At 56.0% G+C, this 21447-nt stretch carries 14 protein-coding genes; 9 read left to right on the plus strand and 5 right to left on the minus strand.

Going from position 1 to position 21447, the window contains the following annotated elements:
• Window positions 1-162: 162 nt before the first annotated feature.
• Window positions 163-1338 carry a GNAT family N-acetyltransferase gene (locus NHH03_RS28260; RefSeq protein WP_253159578.1) on the minus strand — a complete coding sequence of 392 codons (1176 nt, stop codon included), beginning with the start codon at window positions 1336-1338 and terminating at the stop codon, window positions 163-165.
• A gap of 201 nt (window positions 1339-1539) precedes the next feature.
• Between NHH03_RS28260 and NHH03_RS21670 the strand changes: the two genes are divergently transcribed.
• The 8 genes from NHH03_RS21670 to NHH03_RS21705 all read left to right on the plus strand — a co-directional run bounded on the left by NHH03_RS21670 (window position 1540) and on the right by NHH03_RS21705 (window position 16178).
• On the plus strand, window positions 1540-2826 hold the full coding sequence (locus tag NHH03_RS21670; RefSeq protein WP_253159580.1) for a PQQ-binding-like beta-propeller repeat protein: 1287 nt from the start codon (window positions 1540-1542) through the stop codon (window positions 2824-2826).
• A gap of 29 nt (window positions 2827-2855) precedes the next feature.
• The gene (locus NHH03_RS21675; protein ID WP_253159582.1) at window positions 2856-3455 is read left to right on the plus strand and encodes a hypothetical protein; all 600 of its coding nucleotides are present in this window, start codon (window positions 2856-2858) and stop codon (window positions 3453-3455) included.
• 2 nt (window positions 3456-3457) lie between these two features.
• Window positions 3458-5251, plus strand: a complete 1794-nt coding sequence (locus NHH03_RS21680; protein ID WP_253159585.1) for a hypothetical protein — start codon at window positions 3458-3460, stop codon at window positions 5249-5251.
• 562 nt (window positions 5252-5813) lie between these two features.
• A complete protein-coding gene (locus tag NHH03_RS21685; protein WP_253159587.1) occupies window positions 5814-9563 on the plus strand; it encodes an efflux RND transporter permease subunit in 3750 nt (1249 codons plus the stop codon).
• A gap of 25 nt (window positions 9564-9588) precedes the next feature.
• Window positions 9589-10224 carry a uracil phosphoribosyltransferase gene (upp, locus tag NHH03_RS21690; RefSeq protein WP_253159589.1) on the plus strand — a complete coding sequence of 212 codons (636 nt, stop codon included), beginning with the start codon at window positions 9589-9591 and terminating at the stop codon, window positions 10222-10224.
• Between the two features lie 477 nt (window positions 10225-10701).
• The gene (locus tag NHH03_RS21695) at window positions 10702-13119 is read left to right on the plus strand and encodes a PSD1 and planctomycete cytochrome C domain-containing protein (protein ID WP_253159591.1); all 2418 of its coding nucleotides are present in this window, start codon (window positions 10702-10704) and stop codon (window positions 13117-13119) included.
• A 10-nt stretch (window positions 13120-13129) separates the two neighbouring features.
• A complete protein-coding gene (locus NHH03_RS21700; protein WP_253159593.1) occupies window positions 13130-14596 on the plus strand; it encodes a DUF1501 domain-containing protein in 1467 nt (488 codons plus the stop codon).
• 157 nt (window positions 14597-14753) lie between these two features.
• Window positions 14754-16178 carry a sulfatase family protein gene (locus tag NHH03_RS21705; protein ID WP_253159595.1) on the plus strand — a complete coding sequence of 475 codons (1425 nt, stop codon included), beginning with the start codon at window positions 14754-14756 and terminating at the stop codon, window positions 16176-16178.
• Here NHH03_RS21705 and NHH03_RS21710 read toward each other — a convergent pair.
• From NHH03_RS21710 to NHH03_RS21725, 4 genes are all read right to left on the minus strand, one after another.
• Entirely contained in the window at window positions 16175-17260 is a 1086-nt protein-coding gene (locus NHH03_RS21710) for a hypothetical protein (RefSeq protein ID WP_253159597.1), read from the minus strand. The genes NHH03_RS21705 and NHH03_RS21710 overlap by 4 nt on opposite strands.
• 123 nt (window positions 17261-17383) lie before the next feature.
• Complete coding sequence (locus tag NHH03_RS21715) at window positions 17384-17761, minus strand: hypothetical protein (RefSeq protein ID WP_253159599.1); 378 nt, start codon at window positions 17759-17761, stop codon at window positions 17384-17386.
• 98 nt (window positions 17762-17859) lie between these two features.
• Entirely contained in the window at window positions 17860-18867 is a 1008-nt protein-coding gene (gene ahr / locus NHH03_RS21720) for an NADPH-dependent aldehyde reductase Ahr (protein WP_253159601.1), read from the minus strand.
• 36 nt (window positions 18868-18903) lie between these two features.
• A complete protein-coding gene (locus tag NHH03_RS21725) occupies window positions 18904-19692 on the minus strand; it encodes an SDR family NAD(P)-dependent oxidoreductase (protein WP_253159603.1) in 789 nt (262 codons plus the stop codon).
• 179 nt (window positions 19693-19871) lie between these two features.
• Between NHH03_RS21725 and NHH03_RS21730 the strand changes: the two genes are divergently transcribed.
• Complete coding sequence (locus tag NHH03_RS21730; protein WP_253159605.1) at window positions 19872-21062, plus strand: hypothetical protein; 1191 nt, start codon at window positions 19872-19874, stop codon at window positions 21060-21062.
• Window positions 21063-21447: the final 385 nt, after the last annotated feature.

Raw genomic sequence — 21447 nt, forward strand, 5'->3', positions numbered from 1 at the left:
CGTGAGCGAAGCTGCACGACCTCCAATCGGGAGAGTGAATTGCATAAGCGCAACTTCAAAGTGCGTGAGCGAGGGATCTCATTAACACCCTAAATCCCTCGCTGACGCGTCGGGTTACCGTAAAAGCGCTGGCTTCGAAACTTCGCGTGCCAAGCGGGACTGTTAGTTTGGCACTGACGGTGTCTGATTGGCCGCCATGTCCAGCGTTAGGTGAGGTGTGCGACCAAGTCGTGATCGCATCCATTGCTTGGCTTCAAAACCGGCGTTCCAAGTCATCGATCGAACCCGGTTGGTCATGCCCGGTGCAAACGCGCGGACACGAAGGATCCGTTCTGATTGACAACCGAATCGGCGTTTGTAGATTTCGTCGCCTCGCAAGAAATCAATCCCTGGCCACTCACTGCGATGTAGATCCAACAAGGTTTGCACCAACAGGATGCGCCCCGGTTCGATCGATGCGCAATCAACTTCATAGCCGCTGCTGTAGCAGTACAACTGCCGTTGGGCAGTTTGGAAATGCAGTTCGGCACTGATCACTCGGCCGTTTTTTTTCAGTGTCGGTAAATACAATTGGCCGCGTTCAAAAAAGCGTACCGCGGCATCATGAATGAACTCTCGAAAACGTGGCCGGGCGTAACTGCCGTCTTGCCCAGCCGCGTTCCACCGTCGCTGGTGCATCGCAATCAATTGCTCGAGCGCGGCTTCTACGCTCGTGCTTGTGTCGGCGAGGTGCCGTTCCAGCCCCGGTAGCGAAGCCACTTTTTCACTCCACCGACGGACTTTGCGGCGCTGCGTCTTGGCAAGCCGATTCAAGTAGTCATCCCAAGTCGCATCACGGGGCAGTCGCCAAGCACTCATCTCTGAAGTCGCGTGCAGCGAGGCGCCGGATTGAGACAGCTGCTGGGCAAAACCTCGCATCACTGGGTCCGACTCGGCGATCCCATCGATGTCCAAGTAATCCCAGCTGTCCTCTCGTTGGTGGTAGGCATTCACAAGGAATTTTGCCATCTGGCCGGTCACCTGCTGAGAATCCGATGGCTGGCACAGGATCGAGACATAGTCGCTGCAGGCGTCGCCGCTGCCGATCATTGACAGACCGCGCGCCCCGGCGGATTGGCAACGAAACAAAGGCAGGATCCCACGAATCGATTCATTTTGATCGGTTGCGACTAAAACATACGGTTCCAAGCTTGATCCGAAGTGTTCCCACCAAGGCTCCAGCCAAGCGGATTGGCGAAACGGGACGGCACCGGCCAAACCATCCCACGTCTGGTTGTCAGCAAGTAATTTTGTCAGGTCACCACAGCGGCGGACGCGGATCGAAGTGTTTTCAGACACGGCAGCTGACTCAGTGGGGTGGCAATCGCGATAGTCACGCCAAACCCTAGCTCGGAAGTCCTTCGCGAGAGGGGCAATCGGCCCTACGGAGAAAGAGTCACGATCCGCGGGTGCTTCGCTACCGCAGTGACCACTAAATCCGTTAAAATCGGGCTCGCTGCTTTTGTCTGATCCCACCCCACCTCCCGCGAGTGAATTGCCATGCCACTGTCGTCTCCGCTTCATCACCCCATTCGGAGCCTCCGCAGCATCGCTTGGGCGGGCATCCGTGCGACTGGATTGGCCGTGATGGTGTCGGCATTGTCATCAATCGCCGTGGCCGAGGACTGGCCGGGATTCCACGGGCTGGCTGCTGCCGGCGTGATCCCAAAATCGCAATTGCCCGAATCGTTGTTCAAACAATCCCCAAAGTGGAATTTGGACCTAAGCACGCGTGACGTCGGATCGATGGCCATTCAGGACGGCTCGGTCTATTTGTTGGCGACCGCACCTGCGGGTGACGCCATACGATTGATCTGTGTCGACCTTCAAAGCGGACAGGAAAAATGGTCACACGAATTTCCCAACGCCCCCAATCATTTGCACGCCCGCAATACGTTGGCCTCCAGCACTCCGGCGACAGACGACAAATACGTCTACATTGCGCACAGTGACCGCGCCCAGACTTGGGTGCGTTGTTTGGACCACAGCGGCAAAGTGATTTGGTCGCGTGAACTGGGACCGGCACAGGGCCAACACGGTTTTGGTGCGTCGCCGGTGGTACACGGCGAAACGCTGCTGTTGAATTTTTCACAACAGGCTGAACGGGTCACCGATGGCAAACCGGGTGTTAGCCGCGTGTACGCGTTCAATCGCTCGACCGGCGAAACGCTGTGGTCGACCGCCATGACATCGACTCGAGTTTGTTACGGTACCCCAGCGGTGCACGGGTCGATGGTGATCGGCGCCAACACCGGCGACGGACTGTATGCCCTGGCACTTGATAGCGGAGCACTCCTGTGGCGTTTGCCAGTGTTCAAAATGCGGTGCGTCAGTTCGCCGATCATCGCAGGTGATTTGGTTCTCGGTTCCAGCGGCAGTGGCGGCGGTGGCAATCACATGGTCGCAGTCAAAATCCCCCGTTCGACCGCGGAACAACCGCAAGAGGTGTATCGAATTGAAAAAGGGGCACCGTACGTCCCCACCGCGGTTGTCAGCGATGGCGCCTTGTTCACCGTCGATGACACCGGCATCGCGTCCTGCTTCGACGCTGCCAGCGGCGATCTGGAGTGGAAGAAACGCATCGGTGGCAATTTTGGCGCTTCGCCGATTTTGATCGGTGACCAACTGTTGTTGATCAACCTGGATGGCGAAGCAACCGTGTTGAAGGCCTCGCGCGAATTTGAAGCACTTGGCAAAGTCGATTTGGGAGGCCCCGTCGGCGCAACTCCGGCCTTTGCCGATGGCCGTCTGTTGATCCGCGTCGGCACCGAGTTGGTTTGCTATTGAATTTCGGCCACACCTGTCAGGTCCCGTGTATGAACGTCGGTCAGAAAACGCTTGCTTTGCTGTTGATCCCTTTCGGAGTGATGCTTGCTCAGGGTTGCTCCAAAGAGAAATTGACTCAGATCGCCAACTCCGTTCAGCAGCAGGGCGAGCAATTTGTGATCGAAAGCAAAAAGATGACAGACTCGCTGGTGGAAACACCCGAGGAACCGCCCGCGGAGACTGGAAAGATCACCATTGGTACCGACAAACCACTGGAGATAGACCAAGCGGTCGCAATCATGCACGACGTCGGCGACGGGCGTCAAAATTCACTGCAGATCACAAGCTACCCGCCTGACAGCCAGCATCCATCTGCCCCAGCGGTGTTCCTGCACGCCACCACGGATGTCCAGACCATCGCGTTGTTGGGCGGTCAATCAATTCAATGCAACCTGTTTATCGAACCAAAGTCTGGCGCCGCGATCGCGCGGAACGAGATCGGTCGGCCCGTCACGGTGACTTTCGGATCAATGAACATGGAGCAGCAAACGATCACGGCGTCGATCGAACCGTGTGTCCTGATCGGATCGGACAATCAACCCATGAACATTTCTGGGGGTCAAATATTGGCCGTCGTGCAGGGAAACTAATCATGCCTCGAAACCGGGTCCGCATTTCGATCCCAAATTGTGGCTCAGTGCTGTTGTTTATATTGATGGGAATTCATCCGATCGCGGATGCCATTGCCGATCCCAATACCACCGATTACCGATCGGGACTCAATGCCCAGGGAACCATCGATGGGGCAAAGAACCAGATTGAACGGATGTACGCGACGTGTTTCGAATGGGAAACACTCGCGATCGATTCGCTCGCGCAAATCGACAACGGCGGCACCATTGCGCACCAGAAATTTTCTCGCCTGTATGCCGAAATCTACCGCTCGATTTGGCATGCCAAGCATTTGCAAGCGATGGGCGAACCGGCTGGGTTAGATCTGGAACGCAGATACATTCTGCTGCGAAATCTGTACGGTTCATTTGCGGCGAAATTGGGCGAGTTCCAAGCGAAGGAGATTGGCAAACTGCGCGCGGCCGACGAAAAACGAAAAAAAGTCATCGCCCAAGCGTTGCAGTTGGCCGCCAATGGAAAGTTGGCCGCAGCAGAACGCGGTTTGCAAACGCTGCGTTTACAACAATTGCAAAGTGTTTTCTATCTGACACATTCCCAGTCCAAAACATTTGAAAACGAATTGGCGTTGCCGCACAACCAAGTGCTGCAACAACTCAACGCGCAGCGCCAGCAGCAATATCGCCAACAAGCCGCCGCAAAGATCGCGTCCTATCAAACTGCGATCACAGCGTTGGAGAACGGTTGTCAACAAATCATCGCCGAACTCGGCCGGTCCACTGGCAATCGCCCTGATGGTCCCGGTGCGATTGCCTCCATCGAGACGTTGTGGGGCAATGCGTCCGCCGCGATCGATCGGGCTGTCGCGTTGTCCTGGTTGTTCGATGATGGTCCCCCCCAAGCCATCGCGGCTCCGTTCCAAAACGAGTTGCAGCGCTGCCAATCGATTGCCGTCGGCGCCATCGAGCAAGTGCTGGAGTCATTGGCCCAGTCGGTCGACCCACAGCAATTACCGACGCTCTATCCGCAGCTGCTGAAAGCATTGACGGTGGTCGATCGTCGCGTCACGTCTGACCTGGGACCGAAGCTGGAACCCTCGTTACAGCAATTGGCTGCCAAGCATCCTGACTTGGTCGCGCAATCACAGCGTTATTCGGCAGCGGTTTCCCAGCCGATTCGTTGGATGCATCGATACTCGGAACAGCAAATTCAGCATGCCAACAGAGATTACCCAGACGCCAGCGCGTTGCTAAACCGAAAATTCGCTTCGGACACCTCGGTGCGGCCGGCGGTTTATGGGCCTGCATCGCGTTCCGAACGAGTCCTCACACCGGGCGTGATCTCACAGCCGGCTGGTTGGATCGCGGGAGATGCAAAGCCATTGATTGGCATGAAAGTCAAGTTGGAACATTCGTTACGATTGTCGCCCACAGCAACGATCTCGCTGACACGGCAAGACCGGCGGCACTATGGAAATCTGCCGGCAGACGTACCGCTGGCAAAGTTCATCGACGAACTCGATCACAACCTGTTGATTGATGAATCTCATGAACCCCTCAGCTGGTCCGCCGCTGACGCAAAATCAGCCGCTGAAATGCAGGACTTTCGCGCGGTCGGTGGCCGGATCGTCCAGTTGACGCTCGAGTCCGCGATGACTCGGTTTGCAACGCTACCCGATGCGGCTCACGTCATGATCCCGCTGGACCGGGTTCCAGAGATCGAAGACCAAGGCAAGCCACTGGAAAAAGCAATTTGGAGAATCCAAGCCAAGCCGGACTGGGTGGCCCACTCGCTGTTCTTTGCCAAACTCGAATAGCCGGGGGTTACGGTTTAGTCCCACCTGGTTCGACGAGATGATTTGACTGCCGCACAATGTTTTTCGGTGTTTTCTGGGTTTTTCAGTGTTTTCTGGTTTCAGCAACGTCGGCAAACTTTCACCGACCGTTCTACATGGCCCTTTGCCGCATGCCGAAGGGCGTATTGAGCCTGCTTTGAAGTAGACCTGGAGGGTGGAGGGGGATATTCTTGGCATCGGTCCCACTACACTGGAAAACGGATTCCAAAATCAGCCGACGCATGAGTTTCGACGTTTCGCATTTATCGCAAGCCGATGCGTCGACAAGGGATTCAGCCGGTTGACGGGATCCCTCGCAGACGCCTTTTGAAGCCAGCACTTTGATGGTAACCCGACGTGTCAGCGAGGGATTCAGGGTGTTAGCGGGATCCCTCGCTGACGCTTCGGGTTACCAAAAACCAATACCCGACGCGAACGCGCAACTTCAACGCTGATGCGTCGGGTCATAAAAAGCCAATCACTTGCGGAATAGCGACGCTTTAACATTTCCGTGCCTGCCCCGTTCCCTCGAAAATAAAGCCCTATGCCAACAACCCAGCAAGAGCGCGGCGCGGCGGAGCAGCCATTGCTGGAGCGACGCACGCTATTTGGCGTTTCGTTTGCCCTTGTGATCTTGTTTGGCTTCTTCTTTGTGATGCCGTTTGCGTTTCGCGCTGCGCGGTTGAGTCTGAACAAAAAAGAGAACAATGTCAAAGATTGGCTGCCGTCGGATTTCGTTGAAACCGCGGAACTAGAGTGGTTTGCGGAATACTTTGCCGGTGAGAGTTTTGTCATCGCGACTTGGCCAGGATGCAACGAAAACGATCAGCGGTTGAAGTTGCTGGAGTCAAAACTTCGTCACGAGAGCAGCGAGACGGATCCTGCGGAGAACATCACTCACCCGAAACTGGCCGCCGACTACCGTTTAGCAAAAGAGTATGGCATTCGGCTGGGATTGTTGCCGGCGTCGCGATCGCTCGACAACTGGGGTGGTGAGAACGAGAAATGGTTGTCGACCGCCGACGGCAAATGGTACTACCTGTTACCCAATGGTCACCTGAACCGCTGGGAAGAACAATCCAATGGACCGGCGGGACTGGTGCGCGGAATCAAGCGTTCCTTGGGAACGCATCAGTTGCAGGGAACCTTTGTCGCAGCGTTTGGGCAAGAAGATCAGTTGGGGCAGGCCAATCCGTTTTACAACGATCCGTCATTGTTGGCCGCACCCATGTTCCACACGGTGCAGACCGGAGTGTCATTGGTCGACGAATTGGCGCGAGAAGGCGGACCGCTATGGCCGGTCAATTTGACGGACCAATCGCGTCGCAGTGTGGTTGCGCGGCGGACGGCGATGGAGCGGCTGACCGGATCGCTGTTTGCCCCCGCGGTGCCCGACGGATTTCGCTGGACCGCGACGGCATTTCGCCAGCAGACGCCCACCGAGTCTCGGGATGAACTCCCCAGCGACTTTGACGCGCTGGTGGAAAACACACTCAGTAAATATGCCGATGCGCATCTTGACGGTCAACGTGATCGCCTGATGACCGCGGAAGACAGTGTGCAGGCGGATGCCTGGTATGCGGTTTTTGATGCGGCCGGGGTAGAACCGCCGCCACGGCAAACCTGCCTGTTGATCACATTGACCGACATCGCTCAAGACAACCTGTCCTATGCACTTGGCCGCGGCGTTTTAGGCGCTCCGCGTGGTCGGCTTTTGCAGTTGGCCAACGATTCCGGGATCCAGGCTGCGTCGGCGCCGTCGATGGCACCGCCACCGTTCAACAAGGCCGAAATTGAATCGATCGCCGGCGCGCCGCCGCTGCGATTGGGCGGACCACCGGTCGACAACATTGCGATCGATGAAGAAGGCACGATTACACTGGTCCGCTTGGTCGGTTACAGCATCCTGGTCGGGGCGCTGTTGTCCTACTGTTGCTTTGGCAGCCTAAAAATCACACTGATGGTGTTCATCGTCGGCGGTTCAGCGGCGATGCTTAGCATGGCGTTTGTGAATTGGACAGGCGGACACGTCGACGCGATTTTGATGAGTATGCCGTCGCTGGTTTACGTGCTCGGGTTATCCGGCGCGATTCACGTCATCAACTATTATCGCGATGAGGTTCGACAATCCGGTCGCAGCGGTGCCGCCGGTCGTGCAATCCGCCACGCTTTCTTTCCCTGTTCCCTGGCGGCGTTGACCACCGCGATCGGGTTGGGATCGTTGTACATCAGCAACCTGACGCCAATCAGCAACTTTGGCATCTATTCGGCGATCGGAGTGATCGCGACGTTGGCAATCTTGTTCTCGTACCTGCCGGCGGCACTGCAAACGTTCGTTTCCGAACCGAAATCGGATCCCTTAATCACATCCGGATCCAGCGTCAAACCCGACGACTCGGAAACCTGGTTGTCCGACGCCTGGGCGGCAGTCGGAGGCTGGATTTGCAATCACCATCGCTTGGTCACCATTTCCAGCTTGCTGATTCTGGTTGCCGCAGGCATCGGTTTGAAGAAAATTCAAACCTCGGTCCAATTGCTGAAGCTATTCGACCAGAACGCGCGGATCATCCGCGACTACGCCTGGTTGGAAAGCAATTTTGGCAAACTGGTGCCGATGGAACTGGTGCTGCGAGTGCCAGCGTCGATGCAAAGTGAAACGGTCGCTGCCAGACACAGTGCGACAGCAGCTACCGATGCGCTGCCGCTGAATATGTTGGAGCGGGTCGAGGCGGTTGCCCGGATTGACCATGTCGTTCACGAAACACTCGGCCAACCTGGGTTGGACATTGTCGGATCGTCGACCGCAATCAACACCTTTCTGAAACCGCTACCCGAAGTCACCAACGGTTGGGATCCGATTCGTTCGCACTACACGAAAGAACTCAATGAGGGCCGATCGCAGTTGTTGGGCAACGACTACTTGCGATTGGAAACCAGTGGCCCCTACGTGGGCAGTGAATTGTGGCGGATCAGTTTGCGAGTGGCGGCGCTGTCGGACGTTGACTATGGCGAATTCATTCAAACGCTGCGAATCGCAGTCGAACCGGTGCTGCGAGCTTACGACACTCGCGACCAGTTACTGAAACAAATCGCTTCCGCGCCGAAATTGGCCGCCACAAAAAAACCTGTGGTGGTGGTGATCGGTTCGGCGCGTCCCGCGCCCATGCTGCAAACCGACCTGATTGACCGCACGGATGATCCGCTGCTTTCGAGCGAAGATCGCATTCAAACTCGCTCGATTTACCTCTCGACGCTGATGGAACTGTTGGCCGGCGAAAATTTGCCACGACCGGTCTGGATCGATCTCCAATCGTCTGAATTACCGATCGAAATTGGTGGAACCGCATGGGACAAAGTGGTTTCCAAAGCTGATGTCATTGTTTGGGTCGGCGACGAAGCCGCACCGCTAGCCCAAATCACCAGTGACACGCCGGTCGTGGACGGGAACCAGATTTTTCATAAACCGATCCGACACGATTTGGTCGGCGATAATGTTCCCGAATCAAGCGGTGCAGGGTCGTTGCAGGTGGTTTACACCGGTGTGGTACCAGTGGTCTACAAGGCCCAACGCACATTGTTGGCCAGCTTGGGCGAATCAATCGGTTTAGCGTTCGTTCTGATCGCGGTGGTGATGATGGTGTTACTGAATCCGGCTCGGAAACCGCTTCAGATGATGTCCGCAGGCAACCTGACCAATGGCACCGCCGCCGGATTGATCGCGATGATCCCCAACATGTTCCCGGTTATTTTTGTGTTTGGGGTGATGGGGCACTTTGGACGCTTGGTCGACATTGGAACGATGATGACCGCTTCGGTCGCAATGGGGGTCGCGGTCGATGATACGATTCACTTCCTCAGCTGGTTCCGATCCTATTTGGATCGTGGCTACGACCGCATCAAAGCGGTGCAAATGACCTATCGACGGGTCGGCCCGGCAATGACACAAACCACATTGGTCGGTGGCGTCGGCCTGTTCGTGTTCGCGCTCTCGACATTCACTCCGACACAGCGATTCGGAACCTTGATGCTGGTTCTGTTGGTGGCCGCTTTGTTTGGTGATCTGATCCTATTGCCAGCACTGCTTGCCGGACCGTTGGGTCGATTTTTCAAACCACGACTCGGATCACCTGGCGAGGCCGGTGAAGTTGCCGAGCAGTTGGTGGTGGTGAATCCATCAGAATCGGATCTGGATGATCCGCCGCAGCCGGTGATCGACAAAGATGAATTGCCGCAGTTGCGATTACACTCTCCCTCGCGACGTGCCGATCGATCGCATCGGATGAAAGGCCGCTAAGCGAATAACGACCTGGAGCTACGTGGTGAGCTGTCTGACCTGTGTTGAACATCCGCTGATCGAACACCATCTGTGCGCACTTCGCAGCACAGCGACGCCAGCGAGCGAGTTCCGCAACGCAGTCAGACGACTGGCGACAATCCTGGGTGTCTACGCCACCCTGGATTTGCCCACACGATCCAAACCGTTCGCCACGCCCTTGTGTGAAACCAGCGGTCACGAATTGGACACGCACGTCGGAATCGTGCCGATTTTGCGAGCCGGCCTGGGGATGGTCGATCCAATCCTGGATTTAATTCCCGACGCATCGGTCTGGCACCTGGGTCTGTATCGCGACGAGGAAACCGCGCAGCCGGTCGGATATTACGACAAACTGCCGGAACACAATCCCCCCGATATCGCGCTGGTGGTTGACCCGATGCTGGCCACCGGCGGCAGCATCGAAATGGTGGTTCAGCGACTGTGCCGATGGGGCGTCAACGAAATTCGGGTGATCAGTTTGATCGCTTCCCAGCAGGGAGTTGACCGTCTGCGACGCGATTTCCCGCAAGTCGCAGTTTTCGTCGCCGCGATCGATCCAGAATTAAACGATCATGCCTACATCGTTCCCGGACTAGGCGATGCCGGAGATCGAATTTTCCAGACCCCGCAGAACGATTGAGCCAACCAAGTGTCTATCGGTTGATGCGACGCGCGAGCCTGGGAACTAAGTCTTGGGCAACCCAACGCGTGATGGGCTGTGGATTCGATCAGGCGGCACGCGCTAGCGTTCAACGGCTGATCGTTCAATCGACGCCATGCCGAACTCAATCAACCAGCCGGTCAGCGAGGGATCCCGTTAACACCCTAAATCCCTCGCTCACGCTTCGGGTTACCATTAAAGTGCAACTTCAATCCGTCTGGTTGGGGCCACCGAGTGCCGATTTTTGATCGGTCCCCCCAGCGGCTGAGCAACTTGGCTGACAATAGACCTCAGCCAATTTGCCTGCATTCTCATTGGATTAAGGGGGCGTTGTGAACAACAATGGTAAACTGTTGGGTCAGATCTCAACAATCCCGCCCTCCTGCCAGCTCACTCCCGTCCTTCAGTTGATGCCCGCTGGCGGGCGATACGACGACGCCCACCCGCGAGCCAATCTTGAAAACAGCTCTCTCCATCGCAACCACGCTGATGTTCCTAAGCGGGACGATCGGTCTGGCTGCTGACGATCCGATCGATTTCCAGAAGCAAGTTCAGCCGATTCTGGCCAAGAAATGCTATGCCTGTCACGGCCCCGACGAAGCCGAAGGAGGACTGAAATTCACCAGTCGCGAAGCCGCCTTTGCGGAAACCGATTCGGGCGGTTTTGCGATCGTCCCCGGTGACGCTGAATCAAGTTACTTGCTGGAACGGATCACCGCCGAAGACGAATACGAGCGGATGCCGCCCGAAGGTGATCCGCTGACCGAAGATGAGATTGCCCTGATTCGTGGTTGGATCGAACAAGGCGCAGCCTGGGAAAATCACTGGGCGTTTGAACCGCTGACCAAACCCGCACCTCCAGAGTTATCGCATCTCAGCGGGGAAACCCATCCGATCGATGCGTTTGTGTTGGATTCGTTGCACCAGGCCGGACTTCAAGCAAACCCTGCGGCCGAAAAACCCGAATTGCTGCGCCGGGTCTATTACGACTTGATCGGCTTGCCGCCGAGCAAATCCGAAGTCGATGCGTTTGTTGCGGACACGTCACCCGATGCGTTCAAGAACGTTGTCGAAAAGTTGCTTGCGTCGCAGCACTACGGCGAACGCTGGGGCCGACACTGGTTGGATCTGGTTCGCTACGCCGAAACAAACTCTTTCGAACGTGACGGGCCAAAGGCAAACGCCTGGAAGTTCCGTGACTTTGTGATCCGCTCATTTAACGAAGACAAACCGTATGACCAATTCGTCCGTGAACAACTGGCCGGCGATGAATTGATCGACGTCACGCCGGAAACGCTAACAGCCACCGGGTACTATCGTCTGGGGATCTGGGACGACGAACCGGCCGATCCGCTGCAAGCGCGTTTCGATGCTCTGGATGACATCATCTTGACCACCGGTCAGGTCTTTTTCGGGCTGACGATGAACTGTGCCCGTTGCCACGATCACAAAATCGATCCGATCCCGCAAAAGGATTATTACAGCATGCTGTCCTTCTTTGAGGACATCACGCCCTATGCCGAACGCGGTGATGCGACGTCGTACAACCAGATCGATATCAGTTCGGACCAGTTGAAAGCTCGCTACGCGGACAACGATCGTCAGCGTTTGCAACTGGAAAAAGACATTCACGAAATCGAACAGATCGGTATCGCAAAGATGTCCGGCCCTGACCAGCGGGCCACCGAAGGCAATAAACGGGATCGCAATCGTGTGCTGCGTGCCAAGCTACAATCCAATTTGGACTCTCAGCAATGGGACCAATACACCGAGTACCAACAGGCGCTGAAGAAAAATCAGCAAGAACTGCGACAGCTACCTCCCCGCGAACAAGTGATGGGATTGGCACAGTACCGCAAGGTCGACGAGCCAACCTATGTTCTGTTTCGTGGCAGCCCGCACTCGCCTAGCGATGAAGTCGGCCCGGCATTTCCGACACTGTTCGAATCGCCAAAACCCGAATTGCCGTCGATCGAACCCTCGACGGATTCCTCTTCCAAACGACGATTGTTGCTGGCCGAATGGATCACCGATCCCGAAAATCGACTGACGTCGCGGGTGATGGCCAATCGCATTTGGCAGTACCACTTTGGTCGCGGGATTGTTGAAAGCAGCAACAATTTTGGCCAACTCGGAACACCGCCGACGCATCCCCGATTGCTGGACTATCTAGCCAATCGTTTCATCGAATCGGGCTGGAGTGTCAAAGCAATGCATCGTCTGATTCTGTCTAGCCAAACCTATCAGATGTCATCGCGAGGCAACCCGGAATCGCTGGCGGCTGACCCAGCCAACAGCTTGTTCTGGCGGTTTGACCCGCGACGCTTGAGTGCCGAAGAAATCCGAGATTCAATTCTTGCTGCCAATGGTTCGCTGAACCGCGATGTGTATGGGCCCAGTGTCTATCCGGAACTGTCAGCCGAAGTGCTGGCCGGACAATCCAAGCCGGGCAGCGGGTGGGGCAAATCCAGTCCCAGCCAGCAGAATCGCCGCAGCGTTTACATCCATGTCAAACGTTCGCTGATCACGCCGATGCTGTCGGCCTTTGACTTTCCGGATCCAGACCAGACCTGCGAAGCCAGGTTCATGACACTGCAACCGGCTCAGGCGCTGTCACTGTTGAACGGCGATTTCGCTGCCAAGCAGGCACAGAAACTAGCCGACAGTGTGCACGCTGCGGACATCGAAGATTCAGAACTGGTACGACGTGTGATCCCAGCGGTGTTGTCGCGTGAAGCGACCGATGCGGAGATCGCTGATGGGGTCGAATTGATTGAATCACTTCAAACCGTACACGGGCTGAGCGAGGCGAAAGCCGATCAGCTGTATTGTTTGAGCGTGATGAACTGGAACGAATTCTTGTTTGTGGACTGAAGGAATCCCTATGAAAAACCCAACTCGAAATTTTTGCGGTCGTACGCGGCGGGAATTCCTGTGGCAAACCGGTGGCGGATTTAGCGCCGCGGCGCTGACGTCGATGCTTGCTGGTGATGGATTTTTATCGCCGGGGAACTTGTCGGCCAGTGAATCCGCCGGCAGCATTAACCCGCTGATGGCCAAACCACCGCATTTTGCGCCCAAAGCAAAAAGCGTGATCTTTCTATTCATGTACGGTGGCCCCAGCCATATCGATACCTTCGACTACAAACCGACGATGGTCGGGATGGATGGCAAGACCGTCGATGTACCGACCTTTGGCCGCGGCGGCAAAAAAACCGGCGGACGGATCGTCGAACCGAGATGGGATTTTGCCCAACATGGCCAATGCGGCAAATGGGTTAGCACACTGTTTCCCAACGTCGCCAAACATGTCGACGACATCGCCTTTCTGCATTCAATGACCGCAGATTCGCCCATCCATGGCTCTGCGATGTTGATGATGAACAGCGGCAAAATCCTATCCGGAAGCCCTTCGCTAGGATCCTGGGCGACCTATGGATTGGGGTCAGTTAATGAAAACCTGCCGGGCTATGTCGTGATGCTGGACCCCAAAGCGGGACCGATCAGCGGCGCAAAAAACTGGAGCAGCGGCTACATGCCTGCGACGTATGCTGGCACCGTGTTTCGTACCAAAGGCGCTCCGATTTTGAATCTGGATCGCCCCAAGGGGATGTCGCAAGAAGTCCAACGAGCGCTGATCGATTCAATCCAGCAAGCCAACGATCGTCACTTCGCCCCGCGACAAGACAACAGTGATCTGGAGTCGCGGATCGCCAGTTACGAATTGGCGTATAAAATGCAATCCGCAGCGCCCGAGGCAGTCGACCTGGCAACCGAAGACGAGAAAACGTTGTCGATGTATGGAATCGATCGCGAAGAGACCAACGACTTTGGAACCCGCTGTCTAATCGCCCGACGATTGGTGGATCGCGGTGTGCGATTTGTACAACTTTACAGCGGTGGGGCCCACAACGACGATAACTGGGACGCCCACGGCGATTTGGAACTGAATCACAATCGGCATGCCGGACGCACCGATTTGCCGATCGCCGCCTTGCTGACCGATTTGAAACAGCGCGGCATGCTGGACGAAACACTCGTTATTTGGGGTGGTGAATTTGGGCGTCAACCAACCGCCGAGTACGCCGAAGGATCGGGCCGCGACCACAACTCGTACGGTTTCACGATGTGGATGGCCGGCGGCGGAATCAAAGGCGGAGTCTCGTTCGGCACCACCGACGAACTGGGCGCTGCGGCAGTGGAAAACCCTTTGCACGTCAAAAACTTACACGCCACCGCGTTGCATCAAATGGGCCTCGACCCCAACCAACTGTCGTATTTCTACAGTGGATTGGAGCAAAAGTTGGTCGGTGTCGAGCACGTCGAACCGATCCATCAAATCATCGCCTAGCGTTTCGCCCACTCTTGAAAGTGGGGTAAGCTTCCAGCTTGCCAACGCCACACCGGGTGAATCGCAAACCGGAAACTGACGCCACGAATTGTCGACCCGAAATTCAAAGATGGATGAAGCACGAGTGCGTTCCCAACACCTTTCCCCGATCGAAAACATGCTCCATCGAATCCTGCTTCTCGCAACGATCGCAGTCACCAGTTTGTTGACTGTGCAAGCCAACGCGGCATCGCCAAACATTTTGATCATCATGGCGGACGATTGCACTTACAACGATTTGCCGTTGTATGGTGGCAAGAATGCAAAGACGCCGAATTTGGATCAATTGGCCAGCCAGGGGCTGACTTTTAATCGCGCGTTCTTGGCCGAAGCAATGTGTCAGCCCTGTCGTGCCGAGTTGTATTCCGGACTGTATCCGATGCGAAACGGATGCGCTTGGAATCACTCTGCCAGCCACGACGATATCGAAAGCATGCCCCAGCATCTTGGTCGCCTGGGTTACCGCGTCGGGATCGCGGGAAAGGTACACGTCCTGCCGAAGAAGTCGTTTCCCTTTGAGAATGTCGACGGCTTCGACAAGAATTGTGTCAGAAATCCTACCCAGACACATCATTTGAGCCCGGCGGAGGAGTTCATGACGCGCGATGACAAACCGTTTTGTCTGGTCGTCGCACTGGTCGAACCACACGTTCCATGGGTGATGGGTGATGCCAGCGCCTACCCGCCCCAGTCGTTGGAACTGCCACCAAATATTGCAGACACCGATGAAACTCGCGATGCGTTTGGTCGTTACCTGGCTGAAATCACATACATGGATTCTCAAGTCGGTCAGTTGCTCGAAACTCTGGAATCGTCCGGCAAAGCAGAAAACACGCTAGTGCTGTTTACATCCGAGCAGGGATCACAGTTTCCTGGCAACAAATGGACCAACTACAACACCGGCGTTCACACCGCGTTGATCGCGCGGATGCCCGGTGTGGTGCCGGCTGATAAACGGACCGATGCATTGGTGCAATACGCGGATGTCCTGCCCACTCTGTTGGACTTTGCTGGTTCAACGGTTGATCCATCGCAATTTGACGGCACCAGTTTTGCAAAAGTGTTGCGAGGGGAATCCGATGAACACCGGCGATTTGTTTATGGGGTTCACAACAATTTCCCCGAAGGTCCCCCCTATCCGATTCGATCCGTCAGCGATGGCCGGTTCCACTACGTAAGCAATCTGCAAAACGCGAATCTGTACATCGAAAAACACTTGATGGGAATCAAGGGCGATGGAAAACTGAACAACGTGTATTGGCAAACTTGGGTGTTTGAATCATTCAACAATCCCGCCGCGCTGCGTTTGATCCAACGCTACCAGTCACGCCCGAAGGTCGAATTGTTTGATCTAGAAAATGATCCCTACGAGATGAACAATCTGGCTGGCAGCGCAAGTGCGACAGCGATCGAAAGTGAATTGAGCGCCGAATTGACTCGCTGGCTGGAATCTCAAGCGGATCCTGGCATCGCCCAAGACACGCAGCAATCACACGCCGCAGCGAAAAAAGGCAACCACAGATTTCGCCCGCAACCCAACTAGCGGATCGACGGGTCGGTCAACTGGGCCACTTGGCGGCTACTGCGGCGACGCCAGATGAACCCATCTAAAACGTAGTGCGTGATCTGGGGCACCGCCAACAATGGCACCAAGATCACTTCGACGGATTCCAGATTCCACGGTGCACCAAACAACCAGGTGCGCTCGTGCCAGACCCCGCGGTCCCAGACGAGTTCCTCGATGTAGGCCAAGATCCAAATCAAGCCGACAAAGCGGCCGACACGGATGCCGATCGATGCTGAGTTGGAATTGTTCTCGGATTCACGTCGAGCCGATTGGCGGTACCAGTAGACCAACACCATGTAGGGGATACCGTGAATGATCACATTGGTCACGGTGAACGCATAATCTGAATTGAAGGTGATGATGCCGAGGTACCAGCAGACCGCCGTCGTCGCCACAACCAAATCTTTGCCAGGGTTCCAATGTCGATCGACCAGACCCTGCCAGAGGGATTTCCCCGCGTAGGCAACGAGAGCTAGCCAATAAAAGGGGGCCAGCCACGCGGACCAGTCTGTGTTGAACGCCGCAAAATCATTGGCGCGAAACCACCAGAATTCGCGGGGTAGGTGGCAGTGCCAATAGGCCAGCGGATAGAGAGTCGCCAAGTAGATGGCGGCTGTGTCGATGCATCGTCCCCAACGGTCGGTTTCACCAGATCTGCGCCGGTACAACGCGACCCAACCGTACTGCTGGCGGACGAAGTGGAACACGGCCAGATAGGCCAGACATCGCCAAAATGAATTGATGTCTTCGCTATAGATTGCCCAGCTGATCGCCCAGGCCAACAGCGGCGTCAGGCCGTACAGCCATGGACGTCGAGAGAGTTCTGCACGATCAAAATAGACGCGGAATCCGGTTGCATAGACATGGGCGACATCGATCAGCAAGATCGCGATCACCCAGGTCCAGCTGGGTGTGTCTTGATGCAACCATCCGAACACACCCCCAATCCCTAACATTGCTAACGCCAGCAGCGCGCTGCCGCCGAATGTCGCCAGATCAATGGCGGGTGAAAACAGCCAAGGAAGTGGCGTCTTGTCGGCGGGCTTCGGGAGACTCATGCGTAATCATGGCGTGACAACGATCGCCGAAAGAAGTCCTCATGTGACTTTTGCACAGCAATCGACGCTGGTTACGCATGATACGAGATCCGTTCCGCCTTGTCGCCGATACGCCAAAAAGGATCACTCGGGATCAGCTTCTTCGGTGGCATCTGCTTTCGCTTCGCCGACATCTTCAATGGCGTCTGCCTGTTTTTCGCCAACGGTTTCTTTGCGGTCCGCAGCAGCTTCACCGCTGGATTCCAACGCGTCGGCCTTTCGTTCAGCGGCGTCTTGTACGGATTCGGGTGCGTTTTCTGCGCGATCCCGTACCTGTTCAGCTGCGTGCTGCGTCGCGTCGCGAGTAGCTTCGGCGGCATTCTGCGAAGCATCTCGCACGGCTTCGGCTTGATCCTGCGACACGTCGCGGATCTGGTCAGCTTGTTGTTCCATCGCAGTTTCTTCGCAGCCGACCATGGCAAACGTACACAAGGCTAACGCACAGGTGGCTAACAATTTCATCGTTCAATTCCTACAACCGAGGTTCGCTTGCTCACGACGTTCGTGAGCGACTTGAGTCCAGCGAACGCAAACTGCGTGCCAGTTCTTTGAAGAATCGTTCAAGATTGAGTGAGAACGATTCGGTAGCGTGGCGAACCACTGCGCAGCTTTTCCATGGCGTCGTTGATCTCCGTCATCGGCATCACTTCTGTCATGGGCGCGATCGAATGGCGGGCGACAAAGTCCAGCATTTGCCGTGTCGTCGCGATGCTGCCGGTGGGTGAGGACGACAGAGATTTCTGGCCCGTGATCATTGGAAACACCGTCGCTTCGATCTTAGGGGCGGCCCCAACGGTGTGCAAAACGCCACGCGGGGCAAGGGTTTGAATGTAGTCATCCCACGGCAACTCGGCATTCGTGGTGTTCAAAATCAGATCAAATCGGCCCCGAACTGATTCCAATGCTCCCTTTTCGCCGGTCGCAACAAAATGACTTGCACCCAACTCCCGCGCCTCGGATTCTTTGGAATTTGTCCGTGAAAATGCGGTGACCTCACATCCCCAGGCCTTCAAAAACATCAATGCCATGTGGCCTAGACCGCCAATCCCCACCACAGCAACGCGAGCGGTCGGTGAAAGCTGCAGTTGCACCAGTGGATTAAAAACCGTCAGTCCCCCACAAAACAACGGTCCGGCCGAAAGCGGATCAACGCCATCGGGGATCTTTGTGGCCCAGCCCCAATGACAACGCACTTTGTCCGCAAATCCACCAGGTTGATGCGTAATCGTCCCTTCAGCTTGCGGGCACAAATTGTGATTCCCCGACAAACACTGGTCACAATGCATACAACTGCGACTGGTCCAGCCTAAACCGACCAAATCACCTACGCTCAATCCCAACGCGTGCTCGCCGATTTGGCTGATACGGCCGACGGCCTCATGCCCCCCAACAAACGGATACTGGGTCATTTGCCAATCATTGTCCAGCATGGACAGGTCACTGTGGCATACCCCACAGGACAGCACGTCGATTTCGACATCGTCTGGCCCCAATGGCCCGGCATCGTATTGGAACGGTTCCAATGGTCCACCGGCGCTCTGCGCCGCATAAGCATTGATAGTGGTCATGTCAGTTCGGTCCCCGAAAAGGTTCGTAAATCAGTCTTAGAAACAGCAGTCAACGATTCCACCTTCACAACGCACAGCGGCTCCGGTGGTTGTCGCTGCCTGCTCGCTACAAAGAAACGCGACCATCGCTGCGACCTCTTCGGTTTTCCCAAAACGTTGTATCAATGATGTGGGCCGAGCTTCGCTGAAGAACGTTGCTTTGGTTTCAGCCAAATCATTTTCACCCGCCAACTCTTCGACAAATTGCTCCACTCCCTCGCTCCAGGTCGGCCCGGGCAACACGCTATTGACGGTCACCCCGGTGCTCTTCATCGTTTTCGCCAACCCGCGTGAGATCGCCAACTGAGCCGTTTTTGTCATTCCGTAGTGAATCATTTCAGTGGGAATGTTGATGGCGGATTCGCTAGCGATAAAGATGATTCGGCCCCAGTCTCGCTGACGCATCTGATCAGCCACTGCGCGTGACATTCGCACACCACTCATGACGTTGACATCAAAAAATCGATGCCAATCGTCGTCGCTGATCTGGTCAAACTCCTTGGGCTCAAAAATCCCAGCGTTGTTGACCAAGATGTCAATCGGAGCGATCTTTGTGGCTTGGCGGACCAGTTCGGCGCAGCCCTCGGCGGTGCCCACGTCGGCGGGGATGCCAACCGCCTGGTCGCCCAACCCTAATTCTTCTAACGCCGCATCAACCGATTTTTGGCTGCGTCCGTTGACCGCGACTTTCGCACCTTCCGCGGCCAGCGCCTTGGCAATGGCTTTCCCAATACCGGATGTCGAACCGGTCACAACAGCAAACTTGCCAGCGATTTTCAGATCCATGTTGTCTCAACTTTGATACGGGGAATCGATACGGATGTTGCGATCCGCGGCGAATTGTAGATTCACTGTCAATGTTTTACCCGGTTTGCCGAGCTCGAGAGCTTGATCCGCTAGGATCTCGTGTCATCACAACTCGATTGTGACCTTTCAACTGCTTTGCCGAACGCCCCCGCACCGACATGCCTGCCTCGACCGCTTGGGATGCACCCGACCCACAACAGCGAATCCTCTACACGCGTTATTTTTTTGGTGCGTTGCTGGCCGCATGGCTGATCGCACTCTGCGTCGTGCCTGATCCACGTCCGCTAGGTGCTCCACAGCATTGCGTGCATTTGATGCAACGTGCACTGGGGCTATCCGAACCGACAGCCAGAATGGCTGCTACGCTCACGCTTCGTTCGATCGGATTTGCAACGATCGGCATCTTTGCCGCTCTGACGCTGACATCCGTCCCGATGCGTTGGTCGGCCCCCGGTGTTCTGGTGGCTGCTCCGTTGCTGGCCGTGCTTTGTCAGTCGATAAACCATGGCTACTTTCCAGTCTATGTTCAATTGCAACTTAGTATCGGCAGCGCGATCCTGGGTGCGCTGGCGGGTCTGGCGCTTCGCAAATCGGTCGTCGCAGCCGGGGGTCTGGCGCTGCTGGCGATCGGACTGCTGTTCTGGGGCACCTCAACAGGCATCTCGGATGACCTTGCCGAAGCCACTCGGGCGACGGCGATGCACGTGTTGGCGGAATCGGAACAGATTCCAGACGGGGACCCAGGCTTTCTTGAGCTGTTGCAAACCGCATTTGAATACGCCGAAGACAATTCACATGGCACTGACGCAGTGTTTCCGAATCAGGCCGCTATCTTGGCACTCGGTGTAATCTTAGGTGAAGAACGTGTCGCAGAAGTTGCCAAGCGTCCAATCAACCTCAGTCACTTAGACGACTTCAAAGCGTTTCGAAATCGCATCACGCTCCATGACCGCAACGACCTGGCCCGCCATTTCTGGGTCAGCGCCGCGCTGGCCACGTTGGCCGACCAGCGTCGCTCATTCAGCGTCGGAATTGGCAAAGAGCTGATGGACGCGACACCCGGCGGATCTGGATTTTCGTTCGTCGATTTGACTGCTGATCGCGCCGGGACTCTGTTCGCTGAACTTGCCACAGGCAGTGCCACATCTGCCCGTTTGCTGCAGCAGCGGATTCAACAGGGGATTCAGATCATCGACATCTGTCCCGACATCGACGGTTTACCCGAGGGCCTGACGGGCGATGCGTTTGAAACGGATTTCGGAGGACTCGGTGGTGCAAAGACCAAACAGATCGAACAGGAAATCCGACGACGACTGGCCACATGCCGCGTGATTGCGCCTCTGCCCTAACGAAGTTTTGCCGTGCCCCGAGCCTGCAAATCACCCGGAACGAGCTAGCGTCAGGTCGGCCAGCAGGACCGTGTGCTAGCGCATCCCGGCTGGTTTCCCGAGGCACCTTCCCAACTGACGCGTTTTGAAGGTGCGCTTTTACGGTAACCCGACGCGTGAGTTTTGAAGTTGCGCTAAACAGTCACTTCACCTCAAATGACTCAGCAAATTGCCGCTTCGATCTCTGTACTCTCCCGCAAGGAAGTCGTGCAGCTTGGCGTGCCACCCATTGGGAGAGTCGCATGCATTCAATCCCATCTCTACGCCAACGGCGTTCGATAGCTTAGCCCGGGGTCACTGTCGAACCTGCTGGAGGCAGGTTCGACAGGAACCCCGGGTGAACATG

The sequence above is a fragment of the Stieleria tagensis genome, assembly GCF_024129865.1.
GTDB lineage: Bacteria > Planctomycetota > Planctomycetia > Pirellulales > Pirellulaceae > Stieleria > Stieleria tagensis.